20 protein-coding genes are annotated in these 24,026 nt (G+C 73.7%); 13 read left to right on the top strand and 7 right to left on the bottom strand.

From position 1 onward, the window contains the following. The first annotated feature begins 5 nt into the window (after positions 1-5). A complete protein-coding gene (locus ACFYU9_RS33470) occupies positions 6-965 on the top strand; it encodes a DNA-3-methyladenine glycosylase family protein (protein ID WP_389347305.1) in 960 nt (319 codons plus the stop codon). 99 nt (positions 966-1,064) lie between these two features. Here ACFYU9_RS33470 and ACFYU9_RS33465 read toward each other — a convergent pair whose 3' ends face one another. The 3 genes from ACFYU9_RS33465 to ACFYU9_RS33455 all read right to left on the bottom strand — a co-directional run bounded on the left by ACFYU9_RS33465 (position 1,065) and on the right by ACFYU9_RS33455 (position 3,944). Beyond that, the gene (locus ACFYU9_RS33465) at positions 1,065-2,378 is read right to left on the bottom strand and encodes a coenzyme F420-0:L-glutamate ligase (RefSeq protein WP_389347303.1); all 1,314 of its coding nucleotides are present in this window, start codon (positions 2,376-2,378) and stop codon (positions 1,065-1,067) included. Then, the gene (gene cofD / locus ACFYU9_RS33460; RefSeq protein ID WP_389215976.1) at positions 2,375-3,340 is read right to left on the bottom strand and encodes a 2-phospho-L-lactate transferase; all 966 of its coding nucleotides are present in this window, start codon (positions 3,338-3,340) and stop codon (positions 2,375-2,377) included. Before cofD ends, ACFYU9_RS33465 begins: the two co-directional genes overlap by 4 nt. A gap of 64 nt (positions 3,341-3,404) precedes the next feature. After that, positions 3,405-3,944 carry a cysteine dioxygenase gene (locus ACFYU9_RS33455; RefSeq protein ID WP_389347300.1) on the bottom strand — a complete coding sequence of 180 codons (540 nt, stop codon included), beginning with the start codon at positions 3,942-3,944 and terminating at the stop codon, positions 3,405-3,407. 724 nt (positions 3,945-4,668) lie between these two features. Here ACFYU9_RS33455 and ACFYU9_RS33450 point away from each other — a divergent pair. From ACFYU9_RS33450 to ACFYU9_RS33440, 3 genes are all read left to right on the top strand, one after another. Further along, positions 4,669-4,932 (top strand): WhiB family transcriptional regulator, encoded by a 264-nt coding sequence (locus tag ACFYU9_RS33450; protein ID WP_389215982.1) that lies wholly within the window; start codon positions 4,669-4,671, stop codon positions 4,930-4,932. Positions 4,933-5,163: 231 nt separating this feature from the next. After that, entirely contained in the window at positions 5,164-8,856 is a 3,693-nt protein-coding gene (locus ACFYU9_RS33445) for a glycosyltransferase (RefSeq protein ID WP_389347298.1), read from the top strand. Then, positions 8,853-10,391, top strand: coding sequence for a DUF5719 family protein (locus ACFYU9_RS33440; RefSeq protein WP_389215988.1), 1,539 nt, complete (start codon positions 8,853-8,855; stop codon positions 10,389-10,391). The genes ACFYU9_RS33445 and ACFYU9_RS33440 overlap by 4 nt, the downstream gene beginning before the upstream one ends. 205 nt (positions 10,392-10,596) lie before the next feature. Here ACFYU9_RS33440 and ACFYU9_RS33435 read toward each other — a convergent pair whose 3' ends face one another. Beyond that, on the bottom strand, positions 10,597-11,040 hold the full coding sequence (locus ACFYU9_RS33435; RefSeq protein WP_389215991.1) for a metallopeptidase family protein: 444 nt from the start codon (positions 11,038-11,040) through the stop codon (positions 10,597-10,599). A 305-nt stretch (positions 11,041-11,345) separates the two neighbouring features. Here ACFYU9_RS33435 and ACFYU9_RS33430 point away from each other — a divergent pair, with 305 nt between their 5' ends. The 4 genes from ACFYU9_RS33430 to ACFYU9_RS33415 all read left to right on the top strand — a co-directional run bounded on the left by ACFYU9_RS33430 (position 11,346) and on the right by ACFYU9_RS33415 (position 15,313). After that, positions 11,346-11,783, top strand: a complete 438-nt coding sequence (locus ACFYU9_RS33430) for a DUF3499 domain-containing protein (protein WP_389216072.1) — start codon at positions 11,346-11,348, stop codon at positions 11,781-11,783. 69 nt (positions 11,784-11,852) lie between these two features. Further along, positions 11,853-13,217, top strand: coding sequence for a phosphomannomutase/phosphoglucomutase (locus tag ACFYU9_RS33425; RefSeq protein ID WP_389215993.1), 1,365 nt, complete (start codon positions 11,853-11,855; stop codon positions 13,215-13,217). A gap of 522 nt (positions 13,218-13,739) precedes the next feature. Further along, entirely contained in the window at positions 13,740-13,922 is a 183-nt protein-coding gene (locus tag ACFYU9_RS33420; RefSeq protein ID WP_389215996.1) for a Trm112 family protein, read from the top strand. A 236-nt stretch (positions 13,923-14,158) separates the two neighbouring features. Next, a complete protein-coding gene (locus ACFYU9_RS33415) occupies positions 14,159-15,313 on the top strand; it encodes an SIS domain-containing protein (protein WP_389215998.1) in 1,155 nt (384 codons plus the stop codon). Positions 15,314-15,412: 99 nt separating this feature from the next. Here the strand turns inward: ACFYU9_RS33415 and ACFYU9_RS33410 are convergent, their stop codons facing one another. Next, entirely contained in the window at positions 15,413-15,709 is a 297-nt protein-coding gene (locus ACFYU9_RS33410) for a hypothetical protein (protein ID WP_389347295.1), read from the bottom strand. Between ACFYU9_RS33410 and manA the strand changes: the two genes are divergently transcribed. Both manA and ACFYU9_RS33400 read left to right on the top strand, forming a co-directional pair. Continuing rightward, complete coding sequence (manA, locus tag ACFYU9_RS33405) at positions 15,708-16,859, top strand: mannose-6-phosphate isomerase, class I (RefSeq protein WP_389216004.1); 1,152 nt, start codon at positions 15,708-15,710, stop codon at positions 16,857-16,859. The two genes, ACFYU9_RS33410 and manA, sit on opposite strands and share 2 nt — an antisense overlap. A 108-nt stretch (positions 16,860-16,967) precedes the next feature. After that, complete coding sequence (locus tag ACFYU9_RS33400) at positions 16,968-17,900, top strand: cation diffusion facilitator family transporter (RefSeq protein ID WP_389216007.1); 933 nt, start codon at positions 16,968-16,970, stop codon at positions 17,898-17,900. Between the two features lie 109 nt (positions 17,901-18,009). On the opposite strand, the gene lepB is transcribed toward ACFYU9_RS33400, so the two are convergent. After that, positions 18,010-18,702 (bottom strand): signal peptidase I, encoded by a 693-nt coding sequence (gene lepB, locus ACFYU9_RS33395; protein ID WP_389347292.1) that lies wholly within the window; start codon positions 18,700-18,702, stop codon positions 18,010-18,012. A 457-nt stretch (positions 18,703-19,159) separates the two neighbouring features. On the opposite strand from lepB, the gene ahcY reads away from it, so the two are divergent. Then, entirely contained in the window at positions 19,160-20,614 is a 1,455-nt protein-coding gene (ahcY, locus tag ACFYU9_RS33390) for an adenosylhomocysteinase (RefSeq protein ID WP_389216012.1), read from the top strand. Between the two features lie 272 nt (positions 20,615-20,886). Beyond that, on the top strand, positions 20,887-21,498 hold the full coding sequence (locus ACFYU9_RS33385; protein WP_389347290.1) for a hypothetical protein: 612 nt from the start codon (positions 20,887-20,889) through the stop codon (positions 21,496-21,498). A 15-nt stretch (positions 21,499-21,513) separates the two neighbouring features. On the opposite strand, the gene ACFYU9_RS33380 is transcribed toward ACFYU9_RS33385, so the two are convergent. After that, positions 21,514-22,533 carry an RDD family protein gene (locus ACFYU9_RS33380; protein WP_389347288.1) on the bottom strand — a complete coding sequence of 340 codons (1,020 nt, stop codon included), beginning with the start codon at positions 22,531-22,533 and terminating at the stop codon, positions 21,514-21,516. A 145-nt stretch (positions 22,534-22,678) separates the two neighbouring features. On the opposite strand from ACFYU9_RS33380, the gene ACFYU9_RS33375 reads away from it, so the two are divergent. After that, the gene (locus ACFYU9_RS33375) at positions 22,679-23,686 is read left to right on the top strand and encodes a stage II sporulation protein M (RefSeq protein ID WP_389347285.1); all 1,008 of its coding nucleotides are present in this window, start codon (positions 22,679-22,681) and stop codon (positions 23,684-23,686) included. The last annotated feature ends 340 nt before the right edge of the window (positions 23,687-24,026 follow it).

The raw sequence follows: 24,026 nt of genomic DNA, 5'->3' as shown, positions 1-24,026 counted from the left end.
TACGCATGGCAGGCCGCTTCCCTCCCCGAGCCACCCGCACCACCACCCGCGGCGGCCACGTCCCCGTACCCGCCTCCGCCCCGGTCGACATCCATCCGGACCTCGATCTCGGGCTCACCCTCGGTCCGCTCCGCCGCGGCCACGGCGACCCCACCTTCCGGGTCACCGTCGACGGCTCGGTGTGGCGGGCCAGCCGGACGCCCGACGGCGCCGGGACGGTGCGCGTGGGACGGGGCGGGCGGGCCGAGGCCTGGGGGCCGGGCGGCGGCTGGCTCATGGCGCGGCTGCCGGCGCTGCTCGGCGCGGAGGACGACCCCGGCGCCTTCGTCCCGCGCCACAAGCTGCTCGCGCTCACCCACCGCGCCCGCCGCGGCCTCCGCCTCACCCGCACCGGGCTCGTCCTGGAGTCGCTGATCCCCTCGGTCCTGGAGCAGAAGGTCACGACGGACGAGGCCTACCGCTCGTGGCGCGTGCTCGTGCGCAAGTACGGGGAGCCGGCGCCGGGCCCCGCGCCGGACGGGATGTACGTGATGCCGGACGCCCGCGGCTGGGCGCTGATCCCGTCCTGGGAGTGGCACCGGGCCAACGTGGACGGCAAGCGCTCGGCCACCGTCGTCCGGGCCGCCCGCGTCGCCGCCCGCCTGGAGGAGGCCGCGCTGATGCCGCCGGCCGAGGCCCGCAAGCGCCTCGAACTCGTTCCGGGCGTCGGCGCGTGGACCTCCGCCGAGACGATCCAGCGGAGCAACGGCGCGCCCGACGAGGTCACCACCGGCGACCTGCACCTGCCCGGCATCGTCGGCTGGGCCCTGGCCGGCGACCGGACGGCCGACGACGCGGCCATGCTGGAGCTCCTCGCGCCCTACGCGGGCCAGCGCCACCGGGCCGCCCGGCTGATCCTGCTGAGCGGCCGGGTACCGCCGCGCCGGGCGCCACGGATGACACCCGGCGACATCACGGGCCTCTAGGCCTGTCCGGCGGTCAGCGTCGGACCGGCCCCGGGGCCTCCGTGCCTGCCCCGGATCAGGGCCGGGCAGGCCCCGGGGCCACCATGCCTGCCCGCCTGCTCAGCGCACCTCGATGAACGCCGCCGCCTGCCGCGCCGGCCGCTCCTTCGGCGGCGCCGCAGGCCGGCCCACCGCGACCGCGCCCATCGGGTCCCAGTCGTCCGGCAGCCCGAGCACGTCCCGCACCACGTCACGGCAGAACATCGTCGAGGACACCCACGCCGAGCCGAGCCGCTCCCCGGCCAGCGCGACCAGCAGGTTCTGCACGCCCGCGCCCGCCGCGACCACGAACATCTCGCGCTCGGCGGCGTCCCGGCGCGGATCGCCGTAGTGGTGGGCGCCGTCCGTGACGAGGCAGGGCACGATCAGGTACGGCGCGTTGCGCAGCACATCCCCGCGCCGGATCCGCCGGGCGACCGACTCCTCGGACCTGCCGTCGGCGCGCAGGTCCGCGATCCACGCGTCCCGCATGGCGTCGAGCAGCCGCACCCGCGCCGCCGCGGACTCCAACAGCACGAAGCGCCACGGCGTGGTGTGGTGCGGCGCGGGCGCCGTGACGGCGGCGGCGACGGCCCGCCGTACCGCGCCCGGGTCGACGGGGTCGTCGGTGAACTCCCGTACGGTGCGGCGCAGCGTCACCGCCTCCCGTACGGCCTCCGAGGTGCCGAGCCGGAACATGTCGTCGGCGGCGTTCCGCACCAGCGCCCGCGCGCCCGGCTCCTCGTCGCCGCCCACCAGGCGCCCGAGCCCGCGCACGACGGCCACCGGCCGCCCCGACGCCTTGCCCTTCACCAGGTCGCCGGCCGCGGCCAGTTCGTCCGCGGTGGCGACGACGGTCACGTTCAGCTCGTTGCCGTGCGAGTCGGTCACGCCCCGCAGGTCGTCGAGGACCCGCACCCCGGCCGCGCCGATGGCGACGTCGGTCAGGCCGCTGCGCCAGGGCCGGCCGAAGGTGTCGGTGACGACCACGCCGACGTCCACGCCGAGCGCCTCGCGCAGCCCGGCGCGGATCCGCGCGGCCGACGCGTCCGGGTCCTCGGGCAGCAACAGCACCGTGCCGGACGGGGTGTTGGAGGCGTCGACCCCGGCGGCGGCCATCACCAGGCCCTGCCGGTTCTCGACGATGCGAAGCGCACCGCGCCGCGCCACCACCCGGACCGTCTCGGCGTCGATGGCCTCCTCCCGGTCGGCGGCGGCGATCACCCGCCCCTCCGCCTTGCTCACGATCTTCGAGGTGACGAGCAGGACGTCACCGTCGACGAGCCCCGGGGACGCGGACGCGATCAGCTTGGCGACGTCGTCGCCGGGCGCGACCTCCGGGATCCCGTCGAGCGCCCAGACCTCGTACCGCGCGACGCCGTCCCGCGGCGTCATCCCCTGGCCTCCCCGAGCTCCGCCGCCAGCGCCAGCGCCTCGCGCGCCATCGCCGCCGTCGCGTCCAGGTCGGTCATCATCAGCGGGATCGCCCGGCAGCGGATGCCCGCCGCCTCGACGTCCGCGACCGCGCCCGCGTCGACGGTGTCGACGAGCCAGCCGTCGATCAGTCCGGAGCCGTAGTGCCGGGCGACGGCCGCCGCCGTGGACTCCACGCCGACCGCCGCGAGCACCTTGTCGGCCATGCCGCGCACCGGCGCGTCGCCGACGATGGGGGAGAGACCGACGACCGGCGCGGCCGCGTTGGCGACGGCCTCGCGGATGCCGGGGACGGCCAGGATCGTGCCGACGGAGACGACGGGGTTGGACGGCGGGAAGACGATGACGTCGGCCCCGGCGATCGCCTCCAGGACGCCCGGCGCGGGCTTCGCCTGCTCGGCACCGACCGGCACCACGGCCTGCGCGTCCACGGACGCGCGCAGCTTCACCCAGTACTCCTGGAAGTGCACGGCGCGCTGCTCGCCGTCCACCTCGATGGCGACGTGCGTCTCGACCCGGTCGTCGGACATCGGGAGCAGTCGCACGCCGGGCCGCCAGCGGGCGCACAGCGCCTCGGTGACGGCGCTCAGCGGATAGCCGGCGCCCAGCATCTGGGTGCGGACGATGTGGGTGGCGAAGTCGCGGTCGCCGAGGCCGAACCACTCGGGTCCGACCCCGTACGCCGCGAGCTCCTCCTTGACCGTGAAGGACTCGTCCTCGCGGCCCCAGCCCTGTTCCTCGTTGATGCCACCGCCGAGGGTGTACATCACGGTGTCGAGGTCGGGGCAGACCTTGAGACCGAAGAGATGGATGTCGTCACCGGTGTTGCCGACGACCGTGATCTCCGCGTCGGGCGCGGCCTCCTTGAGGCCGCGAAGGAAGCGGGCACCACCGATGCCACCGGCCAGAACCACAATGCGCATGCGGACAGTCTGTCAGCCGGGGGCTGATCGTCCGAGGGGTGGTGGCCGGCGGCGGGCGGGCTCCTCAGGCGGTCACGGCCCCGGAGGCCGCGGGGGCGGAGCCGCACCGCGAGGTCGGCGACTCGTGCGTCGACTCGTGCGTCGACTCGCGCATCGGCATCTCGGTGAGGCCCGGGTAGTAGACGTGCAGGCTCACGGCGGGTTCGAGGGACTCGTTGACGATCTCGTGCACGTACCCGGGCGCGAACACGCGCTGCGCGCCGGCCGCGAGCTTCCGCGCGCCCCGCTCCGTACGCTCCGTCAGCTCGCCGGACAGCAGCGTGAGGACGCCGGAGGACGGGCCGTGGTCGTGGCGGCCGCTGTCCTGGCCGGGCAGCCAGGAGAGCAGCCAGACCTCGTATCCGGGGCCGGTGCGCAGCCGGTGGTACCAGCGGGTGGTGGCGTCGTACTCGACGTAGGGGGCCCACAGGGCCCGGTCGCCGGCGATCTCGCGGGCGAGCCCGGCGAACTCGGCCACGGTGGCCGGGTGCTCGCGCTGGGGCTGGAGGAGGTGCGGGACCTCAAGGATGTCGCCGGCGATCTGAAGGTCGCTGTCCATGTTCATGGGATGCGGTGGTTCCTCGGCAGAAGTGCGGGGTGTCGCAGAGCTAAGGGTGGAGCGAGGGGCGGAGCCAGGGATGGAGCCAGGGGCTGAGCCAGGGGTACGGCAGAGGCGGCGGGACGGCCGCGGGAGAGAGCCGGAGCGCTACGCGAGGAAACGGGCGCGCATCAACAGCTGGGACAGCAGCAGCGACAGGAACGCGTCTGGACAGCGCGGCGGAACCCACGGGCGTGGGTCGCGGAGGGCGCTGCGTTCGCTGGCATGCCACCAAAGTGGCCGGAGGGACACCCGACTGTCAACTCAATGACCGATTTGGGGGCTATGTTTCACCTCATCCGGTTACTGTGCCCGGAGAAAGGTTTGTGCAGTGCGTGACCAGGAGACATGGCGCAACATCCGTCGCCGTAAACACGGTGGAGATCCTGTGATCAGACTGTGATCCGGATCGCTTCCGTGGCCGGATCGCAACAAGATCCACGTCTCTGTCGTCCTTCTTCATGGGGCGTGACGGAGACGTCGTGCCGGCGGCATGTGTCACGTTTTTTGCTGATTTGAACACTTTCCGTATACGCTTGGTTCCGCAGAGTGAATACGGGGCCCAATAGCAGATCTCGGCTTGACTCGCACAGAGCACGAACTTGTAATTTCACTCGTGTCGTTCGGCCGGATCGATCCGGGATCGATGCCGGCCACAGCACGGGGACGCACAGACCGACGAGGGGCGCACATGACCGAGACGTTCCAGGAACTGCTGGTCGAGGACGCGGGCGAGGAACTCGGCTGGCAGGAGCGCGCACTGTGCGCCCAGACCGATCCCGAGTCCTTCTTCCCCGAGAAGGGCGGCTCGACCCGGGAGGCCAAGAAGGTCTGCCTGGCCTGCGAGGTCCGCTCCGAGTGCCTCGAATACGCGCTGCAGAACGACGAGCGCTTCGGCATCTGGGGCGGCCTGTCCGAGCGCGAGCGCCGTCGGCTCAAGAAGGCCGCGGTCTGAACCGCTCCGGCGGCCGCTCTCCCGGCCACCATCCGAATCCGGCCACCCGCCACGCGCGCGTACGGCGGCACATACGCACGACGCACACATCCAACGGTCCGCGACCTGTGCTCCATCCACAGGCGGCGGACCGTTCTCGTGCCAGCCGTTAGTGTGGGCCTCCGTCCGAGACGCAAGCACCCACGCACCCGCCCCTCGTGGGCGACCCCCGGCCGGAGGGCCCGTAGCTCGATGTCCTCAACTCCTGAGTTCCCGCGACACGTCGTCACCGCCGTGCTCGTCGCCCACGACGGCGCCCGCTGGCTGCCGGACGCCCTCGCCGGGCTCCTCGCCCAGGAGCGCCCCGTGCAGAACGCCGTCGCCGCCGACACCGGCAGCGCCGACGACTCCGCCCGGCTGCTCGGCGAAGCGCTCGGCGACGACCGCGTCCTCCACCTCGCCCGCCGCACCGGATTCGGCGCCGCCGTCGAGGAGGCCGCGCGCACCGCGCCCGTCCTCGGGCCGGAGGAACTCACCTACCTGAAGCGGCCCAGCAGTTGGGACCCCGTCACCCGGACCTGGCAGGACGAGAACTACGACCTGCCCGAACTCCCGCACGGCGAGCCCGTCCAGTGGCTCTGGCTGCTGCACGACGACTGCGCCCCCGAACCCGGCGCGCTCGGCGAACTCCTGCGCGTCGCCGACAGCGACGAGTACGCGGCCGTCATCGGCCCCAAGCTGCGCGGCTGGTACGACCGCAAGCAGCTGCTCGAAGCCGGCGTCTCCATCGCCCGCAGCGGCCGCCGCTGGACCGGACTCGACCGCCGCGAGCAGGACCAGGGCCAGCACGACCAGATCCGCTCGGTCCTCTCCGTCTCCAGCGCGGGCATGCTGATCCGCCGCGACGTCTTCGAGGAGCTCGGCGGCTTCGACCGCCGGCTGCCCCTCATGCGCGACGACGTCGACCTGTGCTGGCGCGCCCACGCCGCCGGCCACCGCGTCCTCGTCGCCCCCGACGCCGTGCTCCGCCACGCCGAGGCGTCCGCCCGCGAGCGCCGCACCGTCGACTGCGCCGGCCGCTCGGCCGCCAACCCGCACCGCGTCGACAAGGCCGGCGCCGTCTACACGCTGCTCGCCAACAGCCGCGGCGCGACCCTCCCGTACGTCTTCCTCCGGCTCGTCGTCGGCACCGTCCTGCGCACCCTCGGCTATCTCGTCGGCAAGGCCCCCGGCCAGGCCGTCGACGAGGTCATGGGCCTGCTCGCCACGCTGCTGCGCCCCGAGAAGATCCTCGCCGCGCGCCGCCGCCGCAAGAACCCGGCCGTCCCCGCGAGCGAGCTCCGCCCGCTGTTCCCGCCGCCCGGCGCCACCGTCCGCGCCACCGCCGAACAGTTCGCCTCCCACTTCGGCGGCTCCGACGCCGACTCCGGCGGCTCACGCCACGGCTCCGCCGAGTCCGGACCCGGCGGCGACGACGCCGACTTCCTGGAGATCGAGCAGTTCGCCCGCCTGAAGAAGATCGCCCGCAAGCCCGGGCCCGTCCTCTTCGCGCTCCTGCTCCTCGTCTCCGTCGTCGCCTGCCGCAACCTCTTCGGCGGCGGCTCCCTCGCCGGCGGCGCCCTGCTGCCCGCGCCCGACACCGTCTCGGAGCTCTGGTCGCGCTACGCCGACGGCTGGCACGCCATCGGCACCGGCGGCACCCAGACCGCCCCGCCCTACCTCGCCGTCCTGGCCGCGCTCTCCGCGCTGTTCCTCGGCTCGACGTCCTTCGCGCTGACCCTGCTGCTCGTCTGCTCGGTCCCGCTCGCCGGCTTCACCGCCTACTTCGCCTCCCGCGGCATCGTCGAGTCCAAGCTGCTGCGCGCCTGGGCCGCCGTGGCCTACGCCTTCCTGCCCGCCGCCACCGGCGCCCTCGCCACCGGCCGGCTCGGCACCGCCGTCCTCGCGATCCTGCTCCCGCTGATCGCCCGCGCCGCCGTCTCCTCCTACGGGCTGAACCGCTCCGCGGGCGAGCGCGGCAGCTGGCGCGCCACCTGGGCGTACACCTTCCTCCTCACCTTCGCGACGGCGTTCACGCCGGTCGTCTGGCCGCTCGCCGTCGTCCTCGGCCTCGGCGTGCTCGCACTGCGCCGCGGCGACATCACCGCCTACGCGCTGCGCTTCCTCGCCACCGTCGGCACCCCGATCCTCGTCCTGGCCCCCTGGTCGCTCTCCCTGCTGACCAGCCCCACCGCCTTCCTGCGCGAGGCCGGCCTCGACATCCGCACCGGCAGCGCCGGCGCGCTCGACCTGCTCGGCGCCAGCCCCGGCGGCCCCGGCACCACCGGCGGCCTCGTCCTGATCGGCCTCGTGCTCGCCGCGCTCGGCGCGCTGCTGCGCGCCGAGCGGGTGCTCGCCGTGCGCGCCGCCTGGGCCGCCGCGCTCGCCGGACTGCTCTTCGCCGTCCTCACCAACGGCGCCGGCGACGGCGGCACCGGCTGGGCCGGACCCGCCACCCTCGTCTACGGCGCGGCGCTGCTCGCCGCCGGCACGATCGGCGCCGAGGGCGGCCGCAGCCGCGTCGCCGCCCACGGCTTCGGCTGGCGCCAGCCCGTCGCCGCGCTCGTCGCCCTCGCCTGCGCCCTCGGCCCGGTCGTGGCCGCCGCCGGCTGGATGATCGGCGGCGCCGACGGCCCGCTCACCCGCCGCGACCCGGTGCAGGTGCCGGCGTTCGTCGCCGAGGAGAGCGGCACCCGCGACCAGGCCCGCACCCTCGTCCTCGGCGGCGGCTCGGCCGGTGAGGTCGCCTACACCCTGGTCCGCGGCTCCGGCGGCCGCCTCGGCGACGCCGAGCTCGCCGGCACCGGCGGCAGCGACCCGCGCCTCGACCAGGTCGTCGCCCACCTCGTGGCCGGCTCCGGCGCCGACCAGACCGAGGAGCTGAGCGGCTTCGCGATCCGCTACGTGCTGGTACGGGACGGGGCACCGCGCGCGATGAGCCGCGTCCTCGACGCCACCCCGGGCCTCACCCGGCTCAGCCAGCTCGACGGCAGCGCGCTGTGGCGCGTCGACCGCGAGGTCGCCCGCGTCATGATCGTGCCCGGTTCGAACGGTGCGAGCGGTGCGAGCGGCGAGAGTGGTGCGAGCGGGGCCGCGGAGGGCGCCGCCCAGCCCGTCGCCGTGGCCGCCGGTCCCGTCGAGGCCCACACCAAGCTCCCGGCCGGCCCCGCCGGACGCGTCCTGCGCGTCGCCGACCGCGCCGACAGCGGCTGGACCGCCACCCTCGACGGCAAGGCCCTCAAGCCGGTCACCGTCGACGGCTGGGCCCAGGGCTTCGAACTGCCCGCCGAGGGCGGCCGCCTCGACCTCACCTTCGAGGACCCGATCACCCACACCGCGTGGATCTGGACCCAGGCCGGCCTCGCCCTCGTCCTGCTCGTCCTCGCCCTGCCCGGCCGCCGCCGCGACATCGACGACGACCTGCCCGACGAGGAACTCGTCATCCCCGCCCAGGCCGCCGAGGGCGACGGCCGCCGCGCCCGCCGGCTGCGCGCCGCGGCGGAGGCCGAGGCCGCCGCGGAGGCCGCGGCCCAGGTCCCCGTACCCGTACCCGAGCCGGAGCCGGCCGCGGAGCCCGTGCCCGTACACGTGCCCGTGCCCGTGCCCGAGGAGCAGCCGGAGTGGGACGGCTCCTACGCCGCCGCGCCGCAGCAGGGCTACTACCAGGAGCAGTACCCGCAGGACCAGCAGTACGCGTACGACCCCTACGGGCAGCCGCAGTACGACCCGCAGCAGTACGCGCAGCCGCAGTACGACCCGTACGGGCAGCACCAGCAGCACCCGCAGGAGCACCAGCAGCACCAGCAGGAGCAGCAGCCGAACGGCTACGACCAGCAGCAACAGCCGTACGACCCCTATGACCCGTACGGGTACGGGCAGCGTCCCGACGGGAGCAGCAACCAGTGAAGCGCACCACCCTCTCCCTGATCGCGGTCGCCACCACCCTGGCGGCCGTCACCGGCGTGGCCGCCCTGACCGCCCCCGACGGCACCGCGCCGGCCGCCGCCGCGCAGCCGACGCTGCTGCCCGTCGAGCGCGCCGGCCTGCTCTGCCCGGTGCCGAGCACCTCGGAGGTGGCGGAGACGGCGTACACGTCGTTCACGCCCGCGGCGTCCAAGACCGGGGGACAGCCGCAGGGCGGGCAGAAGGCGGCCAAGGCCGCGCTGACGCCCGCCTCCGCCGCCGTGCTCCCCGGCGAGGACGCCTCCTCCGGCGACAAGTCGAAGAAGCCGAAGGCCCCCAAGGCCCCGGCGACCGTCACCACGCCCGGCACCCCCGTCACCGCCGAGGCCGACGGCCCCGACGTGCCCGCGCTCGTCGGGACGGCGAGCGGCGCCCTCGCGCCCGGCTGGACGGTCCAGCAGACCACCGTCGTCACGGCCGGCGGCGCCCGCGGCCTGCTCGGCGTCAGCTGCACGCCGCCGGACACCGACTTCTGGTTCCCGGCCGCGTCCACGGCCAAGACCCGCCAGGACTACGTCCACCTCACCAACCCCGACGACACCGCCGCCGTCGCCGACATCGAGCTGTACGGCCCCGAGGGCCGGCTCAAGTCCCAGGTCACCGAGGGCATCCCGGTCCCCGCGCACGCCAGCGTCCCCGTGCTGCTGCCCACCCTCACCACCGACGCGGCCCAGCAGGACGTCACCGTCCACGTCACCACCCGCAGCGGCCGCGTCGGCGCCGTCGTCGGCAGCGCCGACGAGAAGGCCGGCAGCGACTGGATCCCGGCCTCCGCCGACCCGGCCGGCACCGCCGTGCTGCCCGGCATCCCCGGCGACGCGACCTCGGTCCGGCTGGTGGCATACGCGCCGGGCGACGACGACGCCGACCTGAAGGTCCAGCTGGTCACCCCGACCGGCACGATCGTCCCGGCCGGCGCGGGCACCCTGCACGTCAAGTCCGGCATGACCGCCGCCCTCGACCTGCCCGACCTCACGCGCGGCGAGCCCGGCTCGCTGCTGCTCACCCCGACCGACCCGAAGAAGGCCACGCCGATCGTGGCCGCCGTCCGGGTCGTGCGCGGCAAGGGCGAGCAGCAGGAGGTCGCCTTCATCCCGGCCACCGGTGCCGTCGCGGGCCGCGCGACCGTCGCCGACAACCGTGCCAAGGGCGCCACGCTCGCCCTGACCGCGCCCGCCGCGAGCGCCGAGGTCAGGATCACCGCCTCGGCCGGCTCCGGCGGCGGCACGCCGGTCACCAAGACGGTCACGGTGAAGGCGGGCACCACGGTCTCCATGGACGCGCCCGTCCCCGACGGCCTCAAGGGCTCCTACGCGATCACCGTCGAACACCTCTCCGGCGGCCCGGTGCACGCCTCGCGCACGCTGGCGCTGCCGCAGGACGGCATCCCGATGTTCACCGTCCAGCCGCTCAACGACGACCGGGCCACGGTCCAGGTGCCGCGCGCGCGGCAGGACCTGACGGTGCTGGGCGACTGAGGGTACGGCCGAGGGGCCCGTACGGGAGCGGCCGCGGCCCGGTCCTGCCGTACCGCGGGAGCGCCCGGGGCCCTACGGGCTCCCGCGGGGGTGACGGGGGTCGGTCCCCCGCCCGGTCGGTCCTGCCGGGGTCGGTTTCGCCGGGGTCGGTTCTCCCGGGGTCGGTTCTCCCGGGGTCGGCCCTGCCGGGGCAGCCCCGTCGGGGTCAGTCCTGCCCGTACCTCGGGTCGACCGACTCCGGCGAGAGGCCGAGCAGATCCGCGACCTGCTCGACGACGACCTCGTGGACGAGCAGGGCCCGCTCGTCGCGGCTCTTCGAGCGGATCTCCACCGGCCTGCGGTAGACGACCACGCGGGCCGGCTCGTTCTTCTCCGCCGGCGTCGAGCCGCCCAGGGGCACGACCGGCTCGCCCGGCACCGACGGCGGGACCTCCATCACCAGGAACTCCACGTCCGCGAGCTGCGGCCAGCGCCGTTCGAGCCGCTCCACCGAGTCCAGGACCAGATCGCGGAAGGTGTCCGCCCGGCTCGCGGACAGCGGGACCTGCGGCGGGGCGACCGGCCCCCGCATGCCCCGGCCGTGCCGGTCACGGCGCCGCACGCGCGGTACGGGAGCGGTGTTGTCCTTGCTCTCGGTGGTGTCCGTCACTGACGCAGCGTAACTCTCTCCGGTGGTCCGGGACCGGTGCGATGCGGCCGTAACGGTGGCGGGCGCCCGTCACCGCTGTCGGAAGCTGTCGGAAGGCGACCGTTCCGGCCGGACGGCGGCACGATTTTCCGGCCTCTTGACGGCCTTGCCGGATCGGCCATCTGGCCGTCCCTGACCGGATTTCTCCTCCCGGCTGTCCGGATCCCGCCCCGCCCCGGCCCCCGTATCCCAGCGCCTGCGCAGGTCGGAACGGCCCTCCGGGACGGCCCCGTGGCGGACGTCACACCGCGACACGGTGGAGTGACCTGGGGGAGAGTCGTCGCGGCCCGCTCAAGAGTGCGGTACCGTCCAACGTCGTGAGCCCTGTACGTCGCTGTTCGCGCACCGCGTGCGGCCGCCCTGCCGTCGCGACACTGACGTACGTCTATGCCGACTCGACTGCGGTCCTCGGCCCGCTCGCCACCTACGCCGAGCCCCACTGCTACGACCTGTGCGCCGAGCACAGCGAGCGCCTGACCGCCCCGCGCGGCTGGGAGGTCGTGCGACTCACCGACGGCACCGCCCCCACCCGCCCCAGCGGCGACGACCTCGAAGCCCTCGCCAACGCGGTACGGGAGGCGGCCCGCCCCCAGGAACGCGCCGCCGAGGCGGGCGGCAAGGGCGGCCCGGGCGGCCGCGGCGGCGACCCCATGGAGGTCGGCCGCCGGGGACACCTCCGCGTGCTCCGTTCCCCCGAAAACTGATCAAGGCCCCCTTCCGGGTAGTTTGGGCACCGCGATTTTCGCGAGCCGAGACCTCAGGAGGATTGATCCGTGGCTGCTGATCTGTCGCAGATCGTGAAGGCGTACGACGTCCGCGGGGTGGTGCCGGATCAGTGGGACGAGTCGCTCGCCGAGCTCTTCGGCGCCGCGTTCGTCCGGGTCGTCGACGCCGATGCCGTCGTCATCGGCCACGACATGCGCCCCTCCTCGCCCGCTCTCGCCGCCGCCTTCGCGCGCGGCGCGGCCCGCCTCGGCGCCGACGTCACCATGATCGGGCTCTGCTCCACCGACCAGCTGTACTTCGCCTCCGGCCTGCTCGGACTGCCGGGCGCGATGTTCACCGCCTCGCACAACCCGGCCCAGTACAACGGCATCAAGATGTGCCGCGCCGGCGCCGCCCCGGTCGGCCAGGACACCGGCCTTTCCGACATCCGCGCGCTCACCGAGCGGTGGATGGAGCAGGGCGCGCCCGAGCCGGCCGACAAGCCCGGCACGGTCGGCGAGCGCGACACGCTCAAGGACTACGCGGCCCACCTGCTCTCCCTCGTGGACCTCGCCGCCATCCGCCCGCTCAAGGTCGTCGTCGACGCCGGCAACGGCATGGGCGGCCACACCGTGCCCACCGTCTTCGCGGGCCTGCCGCTCGACGTCGTACCGATGTACTTCGAGCTCGACGGCACCTTCCCGAACCACGAGGCCAACCCGCTCGACCCGAAGAACATCGTCGACCTGCAGGCCCGCGTCCGCGCCGAGGGCGCCGACCTCGGCCTCGCCTTCGACGGCGACGCCGACCGCTGCTTCGTCGTCGACGAGAACGGCGACCCGGTCTCGCCGTCCGCGATCACCGCGCTCGTCGCGGCCCGCGAGCTCGCCAAGCACGGCGGCAGCGGCACGATCATCCACAACCTGATCACCTCCTGGTCCGTCCCGGAGGTCGTCCGCGAGCACGGCGGCACGCCGGTCCGCACGCGCGTCGGCCACTCCTTCATCAAGGAGGAGATGGCCAGGACCGGCGCCATCTTCGGCGGCGAGCACTCCGCGCACTACTACTTCAAGGACTTCTGGAACGCGGACACCGGCATGCTCGCCGCGCTCCACGTCCTCGCGGCCCTCGGCGGCCAGGACGGCCCGCTCTCCGCCCTGGTCTCCTCCTACGACCGCTACGCCGCCTCCGGCGAGATCAACTCCACCGTCGCCGACCAGTCCGCCAGCCTCACCGCCGTGCGCACCGCCTTCGCCTCCCGCGACGGCGTCACCCTCGACGAACTCGACGGCCTCACGGTCACCGCCGCCGACTGGTGGTTCAACCTCCGCGCCTCGAACACCGAGCCGCTGCTGCGCCTGAACGTGGAGGCGCGCGACGAGCTGACGATGGAGAAGGTCCGCGACGAGGCGCTGGCCCTGATCCGCGGCTGAGCCGCACGACGCGGGGCAGCGGCTCGCGCGCTGCCCCGGGTCGTGGAGGGGGGCGGGTCGCGCTGCCCCGCCAGCGTGGGGCGTTCGCCCCGCCTCCCGACGCCCCTCCCCGTGTGGGCATTCGTTCCGCTGGGGCGATGGGGGTCCCCCCGGACGAAGTCTGAGGGTGGGCACACGGAACGGCGCCCTGGCGGTGGCGCGTTCCGCCCCTGGACCTACGCCGCCCACGACCGCGCCGCGCTCACCAGGGCCGCCCGCCCGGTGGGCGTCCCTCGACGGGGCCGCGCTCACCAGGGCAGCCTGCCCCGCCGCCGCCGCCGCCGCCGCCCGCCCCGCACGAACCTCACGTCCAACCCGTCGCCCCGCGTTTCCCACCGCGTTCCCCCCGCGCCGCCCCCCGGTCGGCCGCGCCGCGCAACGTAACCCCCGGCGCCCGGCCCCGCATCAAGGGCGCCGCCCGCGGCCCGGCGGTAGGCTGACCTGGCCCGAAGACCGTCCGTACCGCCCCCGAAGGGACCGCACATGCCGCTCGAAGCCGGCCTCCTGGAGATCCTGGCCTGCCCGGCCTGCCACGCCCCGCTGGACGACCGTTCCGCGGAGGAGAGCCCGGAGCTCGTCTGCACGTCCGCCGACTGCGGTCTCGCGTACCCGGTCCGCGACGGCATCCCGGTCCTGCTCGTCGACGAGGCCCGCCGCCCCGCGTAACCCGTACGCGTCCCGTACGCCACCCGCATGCGTCCCCGTACGTGACCCGTACGACGGGAAACCGGCGGGGAGGCGACGGGGAAGCGACGGGGAATCCGAGACGGGGAATCCGACGGGAGACCTCTGGGGACAGGCCCCCGGGGGTAGCCCTCGGGGGACAGACCACGCGGAACCCGGCCACCGAACCCGCCCCACCCGGCCGAGCGTCCCGCCACCGACGACCGGAGGCCCGCCACATGCTCGACGAGACCCTCCTCGACGCACCGGAAGCCCTCGCCCTCGCCGACCACCGCGGCCTGCTCCGCGGCGCCGCCGAGGCGGGCGCGCGGGTACGGACCGCCGCCCGGCACGCGGCCGAGGCCGGCATCGCGGAGCTCCGCCCCGACGGCCGCCCCCGCGCGGTCCTGGTCGCGGGCCCCGGCACCGCCGCCGCCGGCGTCGCCGATCTGGTCGGCGCCCTGGCGGGCGCGGCCGCCCCGGTGATCCGCCTGCAGCCGACGGGCGTCGCCGCGGCCGCCGGAGCGCTGCGCTGGGCCCTGCCCGGCTGGGCGGGCTCGGTCGACCTCCTCCTCGTACCGACGACCGACGGCTCCGAGCCGGGCCTCGCCCTCCTCGTCGAGCAGGCGTACCACCGTGGCATCACCGTCGTCGCCGTCGCCCCCAAGGGCTCGCCGCTCGCCGAGTCCATGGGCGGCTCGCGCGGCCTGCTCGTGCCGATGGCGATGGCCCCGCACGAGGCACCCGACGAGTACGGCGAGTCGTTCGCCGCGAGCCCGGGCGCGCTGTGGGCGCTGTTCACGCCGCTGCTCGCGCTGCTCGACCGCGTCGGCCTCCTCGAAGCCCCGCCGGAGGCGCTGGAGCAGGTCGCCCAGCGCCTGGACCGTATGGCGGAGCGCTGCGGCCCGGCCATCGCCACGTACAGCAACCCGGCGAAGACCCTCGCCGCCGAGCTGGCCGACTCGCTGCCGCTCGTCTGGACCGAGGGCGATTCGGCGGGCCCGGCAGGCCGCCGGTTCGCCGCGGTCCTCGCCGAGCTGGCCGGACTGCCCGCGCTCGCCGCCGAGCTGCCGGAGGCGCTGCCCGCCCACGGCATGCTGCTGACCGGCGACTACGCGGCGGGCGCCGACCCCGACGACTTCTTCCGCGACCGCGTCGAGGAGCCGCAGGCGCTGCACACCCGGGTGGTGCTCCTGCGCGACCGGCCCGCCGAGGGCAACGCGCTCAGCGCGGCGCCCGCCGCCCGCGAGCTCGCACTCGGCCACGACACGGCCATCAGCGAGGTGGAGCCGGAGGAGGGCAGCACGCTGGAGACCCTGGCCGAGCTGCTCGCCGTCACCGACTTCGCCGCCGTGTACCTGTCCCTCGCCTCCTCGGGCCTCCCCGCCGAGTAGCCACACCGCACCCGCCGCCCGCGAGCACCCGCATGACGCCCCCACGCGCGAAGCCACCCCGCACCACGGCCGCGCGCGGCCCCCGCACGCCCCGAACCCCTACCCCGACCGCCACGCCACCCCCGCGCCGATCGCCTTCAATACCGCCCGCACGCCGATCGTCTTCGAGACGACCCGCACGCCGACCACCTTCGTCGCCGCCCGCACGCCGTTCACCTTCAATACCGTCCGCACGCCGTTCACCCTCCTCACCCTCATCGCCGCCCGGACGCCGCTCACCCTCGTCACCGCCCGCACGCCGTTCACCCTCGTCACCGCCCGCACTGCCCGCATTGCCCGCACCGCCCCCACGTCCATCACCGCACCCACCGCACTGAAAAGAGCTGGAAGCCCCATGGACCGCCTCGTCAACACCGTCCGCCCCTACGCCTGGGGTTCCACGACGGCCATCCCGGAACTGCTCGGCACCGCCCCCACCGGCGAGCCCCAGGCCGAGATGTGGATGGGAGCCCACCCCGGCGCCCCCTCGCGCACCGACCGCGGTCCGCTCAACGAGCTCATCGACGCCGACCCCGTCCGCGAACTCGGCCCGGCCACCGTCGAGAAGTTCGGCCCGCAGCTCCCGTTCCTCTTCAAGATCCTCGCCGCCGGTGCCCCGCTCTCCCTCCAGGTCCACCCCGATCTCGCCCAGGCGCGCGCCGGGTTCGCCGCCGAGGAGGCCGCCGGACTGCCGGCCGACGACCCGCGGCGCAACTACAAGGACGCCAACCACAAGCCCGAACTCATCTGCGCGCTCACCGAGTTCCACGGCCTGTGCGGCTTCCGCGACCCGGTCGAGGCCGCCGACACCATGGCCGCGCTCGGCGTCGACGCGCTCAAGCCGTACGTCGACGTGCTGCACGCCCACCCTGAGGAGGACGCCCTCCGCGAGGTCTTCACCGCGCTGCTCACCGCCGACCCCGCCGAGATCGCCCACACCGTCGCCGAGGCCGCGCACGCCGCCGCCCGCCTGGGCGGCGCCCACACCATCTACGCCCGGATCGCCCACCACTACCCGACCGACCCCGGCGTCCTCGCCGCCATGCTGCTCAACCCGGTCACGCTCCAGCCGGGCGAGGCGCTCTTCCTCGGCGCGGGCGTGCCGCACGCGTACGTCGACGGCCTCGGCGTCGAGATCATGGCCAACTCCGACAACGTGCTGCGCTGCGGCCTCACCCCGAAGCACGTCGACGTGCCCGAACTGCTGCGGGTCGTCCGCTTCGAGCCCGGCGAGCCGGGCGTGCTGCGCCCGGAGGCGTCGGTGACGGGCGAGGAGCTGTACGACACGCCGATCGACGAGTTCCGGCTCTCCCGCCACGTACGGGCCGAGGGCGCCGTCCCGACCGACCTCACCGCCCCGACCCCGCAGGTCCTGCTCGCCACCGCCGGCCGGCCGGCCGTGGGCGACGCGGTCCTCGCGCCGGGCGAGTCCGTCTTCGTACCGGCGGGCGAAATGACCGAACTGTCCGGTGCGGGAACCGTTTTCCGTGCCACTGTGGTGGCCTGATGCAACAATGACCGGCCGTACCACCGCAGTCACACCCCGCGCGGTACGGGCGGTACGGGCGGTACAGGCGGTACGGCCGGAGCATCGACGAAGGGAAGACGGAGACCGATGAGCGCGTCAGGCGGAACCAAGGCGATCGTGGCGGCACTCGCCGCCAATCTCGCGATCGCCGTGGCCAAGTTCGTGGCCTTCCTCTTCAGCGGTTCGTCCTCGATGCTCGCGGAGGCCGTCCACTCGCTGGCCGACTCCGGCAACCAGGGCCTGCTCCTCCTCGGCGGTAAGCGCGCCCAGCGCGAGGCCACCCCGCAGCACCCCTTCGGCTACGGCCGCGAGCGCTACATCTACGCCTTCCTCGTCTCCATCGTGCTGTTCTCCGTCGGTGGCATGTTCGCCATCTACGAGGGCTACGAGAAGATCAGGCACCCGCACCCGATCGAGTCCTGGTACTGGCCGGTCGGCGTCCTCGTCTTCGCGATCATCGCGGAGGGCTTCTCCTTCCGCACCGCGATCAAGGAGTCGAACGAGCTGCGCGGCGACCTGTCCTGGAAGGAGTTCGTCCGCCGGGCGAAGGCCCCCGAGCTGCCCGTCGTCCTCCTGGAGGACTTCGGCGCCCTCATCGGTCTCGTCCTCGCCCTCGGCGGCGTCGGCCTGGCCGTCCTGACCGGCGACGGCATCTGGGACGGCATCGGCACCGTCTGCATCGGTGTCCTCCTCGTCCTCATCGCGCTCGTCCTCGCCTCCGAGACCAAGTCGCTGCTGCTCGGCGAGGCCGCGGGCACCGAAGAGGTGAAGAAGATCGAGGACGCGATCGTCGACGGCGACACCGTCACCCGCCTCATCCACATGCGCACGCTCCACCTCGGCCCCGAGGAGCTGCTCGTCGCCGCCAAGATCGCCGTCCGCCACGACGACACCGCCGCCGAGGTCGCCCGCGCGATCGACGCGGCCGAGGTCCGCATCCGCGAGGCCGTCCCGATCGCCCGGGTCATCTACCTGGAGCCGGACATCTACAGCGAGAAGGCGGCGGCGAAGACCGCGTGACTCGTCTGACTCGTCTGACCCGTGTGACCGTGTGACGCGCTGGACCGTGTGACCGCGTGACGAAGGGCCCCTGACCGGCTACCCGGTCAGGGGCCCTTCGGCGTGAACCTCAGCGATGCGTGTGCGGAGGGGCGGGGTACGGAGGAGCCGGATACGGAGGCGCCGCGGGCGCCACCCGGCGCCGCGCCGCCCGCCCGGCCAGCCACCCGCCGATGCCGAGCCCGGCGCCGACGACCAGCACCACGCCGCCGCCGAAGGCCCCGGCGAGCGCGCCGAGCGCGCCCAGCGGACTGTCCGCGACCCGCTCCCGCACGGCCGCGACGGCAACCGTCCCGCCCGGGGAGGTGTCCTGGTGGAAGCGCGAGTCGAGCGAGTTGCCCCGGTTGTCGCCGAGCAGGAACACCCGCCCCTTCGGCACCTCCACATCGAAGGCCGGCCCGCCGCCGATCGGGTCGCCGTGCGCGACGTACGGCTCCGCCAGCGGCTCCCCGTTGACGTACACCCGCCGCTCGTCCGCCGTCACACGGTCGCCGCCGACCCCGATCACCCGCTTCACCGCCAGCCCCTCGGTGATGCCCCACTCGGGCACGGAGACGAGGACGACGTCCCCGCGCCGCACCTCGGACGGCTCGATCCGCTCGGCGAAGAGCCGGTCACCGGGCGCGTACGTCGGCCGCATCGAGTCGCTCGGCACCGTGTGCCCGGGGTACGCGCTCCGCAGCCACAGGCCCCCGACGATCAGCACCGCCCCCAGCGGCACCAGCACCCACCCCGCGATCCGCAGCCCTCGTCCCGGCCCCATCGCCCAGCCCTCCCACGCTTCTCGCCCGCACGCGCGCGTCCGCACGCACCACAGCTCGAACACGCACCCGTCCGCACGCGCCACCGCTCGAACGCGCACCCGTCCGCGCGCGTACCTGTCCGAATCCGGCCCGCACCCTATCCACGGGCCCCGGAGCAAGGACCCGGGAGGGTCCGCGAAGCCCTTGTCGAGCCCTGATCCGGCCACTCTGTGGCCGGTCCGCGGGCCGGGGTGGACTGTGGGCCGCTGCGCCGATCGGTGTAGATTCGTGACCAGCCAGACGTCGCTGCTGATGGCGGTCGGGCGGTCCGCACGCGGACCGGCCGAGGGAGAGAGGGCCTCCGACGACTGCACCGCGGGAGCACCCGGGCATTCGTATGCCCGCGTCGCCCCACAGCCGCGGTGCCAGGCCGCCCACTCGACCCTCGAACCCGAAACACGAGGAGCAGCTCCAGTCATGACGACTGCCGCCACGCAGGACTTCAAGGTCGCCGACCTCTCCCTGGCCACGTTCGGCCGCAAGGAGATCACCCTCGCCGAGCACGAGATGCCCGGCCTGATGTCCATCCGCCGCGAGTACGCCGAGCAGCAGCCGCTCGCCGGCGCCCGCATCACCGGCTCCCTGCACATGACCGTGCAGACCGCCGTCCTCATCGAGACCCTGGTCGCCCTCGGCGCCGAGGTCCGCTGGGCCTCCTGCAACATCTTCTCCACCCAGGACCACGCCGCCGCGGCCATCGCCGTCGGCCCGAACGGCACCGTGGACAACCCGCAGGGCGTCCCGGTCTTCGCCTGGAAGGGCGAGACGCTGGAGGAGTACTGGTGGTGCACCGAGCAGGCCCTCACCTGGCCGAACTCGCCCACCGGCGGCCCGAACATGATCCTCGACGACGGCGGTGACGCCACCCTCCTCGTCCACAAGGGCGTCGAGTTCGAGAAGGCCGGCTCCGCCCCGGACCCGTCCACCGCGGACAGCGAGGAGTACGGCTACATCCTCCGTCTCCTCAACCGCACCCTCGGCGAGAACCCGCAGAAGTGGACCCAGCTGGCGTCCGACATCCGCGGCGTGACGGAGGAGACCACCACCGGTGTCCACCGCCTCTACGAGATGCAGCAGGCCGGCTCCCTGCTCTTCCCGGCGATCAACGTGAACGACGCCGTCACCAAGTCGAAGTTCGACAACAAGTACGGCTGCCGCCACTCCCTCATCGACGGCATCAACCGCGCCACCGACGTCCTCATCGGCGGCAAGACCGCCGTCGTCTGCGGCTACGGCGACGTCGGCAAGGGCTGCGCCGAGTCCCTCCGCGGCCAGGGCGCCCGCGTCATCGTCACCGAGATCGACCCCATCTGCGCTCTCCAGGCCGCGATGGACGGCTACCAGGTGACGACGCTGGAGGAGGTCGTCGAGACCGCCGACATCTTCATCACCACCACGGGCAACAAGGACATCATCATGGCGTCCGACATCGCCCGCATGAAGCACCAGGCGATCGTCGGCAACATCGGCCACTTCGACAACGAGATCGACATGGCCGGCCTGGCCCAGATCCCGGGCATCGTCAAGGACGAGGTCAAGCCGCAGGTCCACACCTGGACCTTCCCCGACGGCAAGGTCGTCATCCTCCTCTCCGAGGGCCGCCTGCTGAACCTGGGCAACGCGACCGGCCACCCGTCCTTCGTGATGTCGAACTCCTTCGCGGACCAGACCCTGGCCCAGATCGAGCTCTTCGCCAAGACCGCCGAGTACCCGGTCGGCGTCTACACGCTGCCGAAGCACCTCGACGAGAAGGTCGCCCGCCTCCACCTCGACGCCCTCGGCGTCAAGCTGACGACCCTCCGCCCCGAGCAGGCCTCGTACATCGGCGTTCCGGTCGAGGGCCCGTACAAGCCGGACCACTACCGCTACTGATCCCACGACCGGCGGGTGACAGCCCCGGGTGAAAGCCCGCTGACACCCGCCCGTCGCAGGAACCCGTGACGGAAAAGGCAGGCCCCCGCACCCCCGTGCCGGGGGCCTGCCTCGTCTCTTGGCGACGACCGCTCACGTCAACCGCAACACGACGACCGCTCACATCAACCGCTGGTGAACGCCACGCGCAGCTCCCACTGGCGACCACCGCTCGCGACCACCGCTCGCGTCTACCGGTCGCGACCACCGCTCCAGGAAGCACCCGAGGACCCATGCCCCGCGGCCGCTATTCGCTCCATGACCCGCACGATCACACTCCCCTCGGTGCAGAGCACTTCAACTGCGCGCCCGGACCCTCCGGCTGGCGCTACGTCTCACAGATCATCAGCCCCTCCGGCGAGCCCGCCGGCTCCGTCGACCTGGCCATCGACGAACTGGGCCGCCCCATCCGCCTCGAACTCCACGCCGCGCACTGGCAAGTCCGCGGCGCCGCCCTCGACGGCGTCACCTGGGTCCGTACCGACCCCACCGGAACCCACGCCGACGAAGGCAATGTGCGCGCCCACGCCTTCACCGGCACGTCCCCGGCGTTCCTCGTCGCGATCTCCCGGCTCCTTCGCCTCACCCCCGATTCCCCGGAGACCCGCGTCCGGCTCGTCGCCTTCACGGATCCCGTCCTCGCCCCCCTGACGGTCGACCAGTCCTGGGCCCTGGTGAACAGTGAAGCGCACGCCACTGACAACGGCCCCCTGATCGTGGACGAGTACCAGGTCAGCGCCCTGGACACGGGGGAGCGGCACACCGTCCACATCGCCGGCGACGTCGTCCTCGCGGCCCCCGGCATCGAACTCGAAGAGCTCGACACCCCGCCGAACGTCTTCTGATCCCGCCGCCCCGTCTCAGGCGGGCGGCGCGAACCCGGTCGCGGGCGGCCGGGGAGCGACGGGCTCGGTCCGCGCGTCCACGGGCACGGCAGGATCCTGGGCGGCAGGAGCGGGAGAGACCTGAGGAGGGGAAACCGGAGCGGGAGAGACCGGAGCCGGGGAAACCGGAGCCGGGGAGACCGGAGCCGGGGAGACCGAAGCGGGAGAGAAGGGAGTGGGGGAGACCGGAGCCTGCGGCACAGGAGCCGAAGACCCTCCCGTCCCCGTCCCGGCAGACCGCCCCGCCGGCGGCGCGAACACCCGCCGCGCCTCACGCGCCTGCCGCTCGCCCACCACACCCGCCAGATACGCGGCGGCCGGCACCCCCGGCGGCGGAGGCGTGCCCGTCCGCGCCACCAGCTCGTCGGCGAGCCGCTCCGCCAGCCGCTGCCCGATCGCCGGGTCCAGCTGCCCCATTCGCGTCAGGTACTGACGTATCTCCAGCCACAGCGCATCCGGCACCGCCGACAGGTCGAGCCCCGCGAACCGGCCCACCAGCCACGGCGGCGGAGGCGGCACCACCATGCCCGCCGCCGGCGCCACCCGCTCCCGGACCACGAGCGTCCCCGCGAACACGTCACCGAGCCGCCGCCCCCGCTCCGACACCAGCGACGCGACGCAGGCGACCGCGCCGAAGGTCATCAGGATCTCCACGACCCCTATCGCCCCGCGCATCAGCGCGTGCCGGAACCGGATCGGCCCCCCGTCGTCCCGCACCACCCGCAGCCCGCACGCCAGCTTCCCCAGCGACCGCCCGTGCGACAGCGTCTCCACCGCGATCGGCGCCCCGACGAGGACCAGCAGGAAGGACACGACCGACAGCGCCATCGCCGCCGCCTCGTCCAGCGACGCCGTGGCGAACACCAGCCCCACGCTGATCAACAGGTACGCCACCCAGACCACGATCAGGTCGATCAGCAGTGCCAGCGCGCGGCTCGGCAGCCGTGCGGGCTGCAACCCCAGATAGACGGCATCCCCCGTCACCACCCCGCTCACGGCGCCCACCCCTCTTCCGTCAGCCACTTCACCCGGCCGAACCCGGTCCGAACGCCAGTCTGCCAAGCTGACCGACAGCGCGCCGCAGTACTCAGACCCCGTACGACGACCCCGTACGCACCCGTGCCTGGAGCAGCAGCCGATCATGGACCTCGACGTCTTCGTCACCGCCCACCGAGCCGAGTGGGACCGCCTCGACCACCTGCTGCGCCGCGGCCGCCGGCTCACCGGCACCGAGGCCGACGAACTCGTCGCCCTCTACCAGCGCACCGCCACCCACCTCTCGCTCATCCAGTCGAGCGCCCCCGACCCGACGCTCACGGCCCGGCTCACCCAGCTCGTCGCCCGAGCGCGCGCAACGGTCACCGGCGCGCGCCGCGCCTCCTGGCGCGACGCGGCCACCTTCCTCACCGCGGGCTTCCCGGCCGCCGTGTACCGCTCGCGGCACTGGTGGATCCCGACCGCCGTCCTCTCCACGCTGCTCGCGGCCCTGATCGGCTGGTGGATCGGCACCCACCCCGAGGTCCAGTCCGCCCTCGGCGCCTCCGCCGAACTGCGCGAGATGACCCGACCCGGCGGCCAGTACGAGACCTACTACTCCAGCCACCCGGCGGCGTCCTTCTCCGCCCAGGTCTGGACGAACAACGCCCAGGCCGCCGCCACCTGCCTCGTCCTCGGCGCCTTCCTCGGCATCCCGGTGCTGCTGATCCTGTTCGCCAACATGCTGAACCTGGGCGTCGGCATCGGACTGATGGCCTCCGCCGGCCGCCTCGACGTGTTCCTCGGCCTGGTCCTCCCGCACGGCCTCCTCGAACTGACCGCCGTCTTCGTCGCCGCCGGCACCGGCCTCCGCCTCGGCTGGACCCTCGTCGACCCGGGCCCCACCACCCGCCGGGCCGCCCTCGCCCAGCAGGGCCGCGCCGCCATCGGGATGGCCATCGGCCTCGCCTTTGTCCTCTTCGTCTCCGGCCTGATCGAAGGCTTCGTCACCCCGTCCGGCCTGCCCATCTGGGCCCGCGTCGGCATCGGAATCGCTGCTGAACTGGCATTTCTCGCGTACGTCTACATCCTCGGCGGCCGCGCGGCCCGCGCCGGCGACACCGGCGACGTCGAGGAATCCGACCGCACCGCCGAGCTGCCCACCGCCGCCTGATGTGCGGAGCACCCCGCTGACCTGCTAGTCTCCTCTTCGCCCACAAAAACCATTGACATGGTCGGCGTGGGGAGGTAGATTCAAACGGTTGCCCGGGGAGCTGGACAAGCTCCTGGCAGACGAGATAGAATCTCTCTCGCTCCAGTCGGAGCCATCCCGATTCCTTATCCGAATCAAAGAAGTCGCCGATTAGGTCGACGGAAATGAATCTGATAAAGTCGGAAAGCGCCGGAAGGCCCCGAAAGAACGACGAAAGTCGAGAAAGCGGGACCGGAAAGCACCGAGGAAATCGGATCGGAAAGATCTGATAGAGTCGGAAACGAAGGAAGCGCCCGGAGGA

Origin of the sequence: Streptomyces sp. NPDC004327 (genome assembly GCF_042873935.1) — a bacterium.
Taxonomy (GTDB): Bacteria; Actinomycetota; Actinomycetes; order Streptomycetales; family Streptomycetaceae; genus Streptomyces.
Note: the sequence above shows the minus strand (reverse complement) of the source record. Positions and strands in the feature narration are given on the sequence as shown.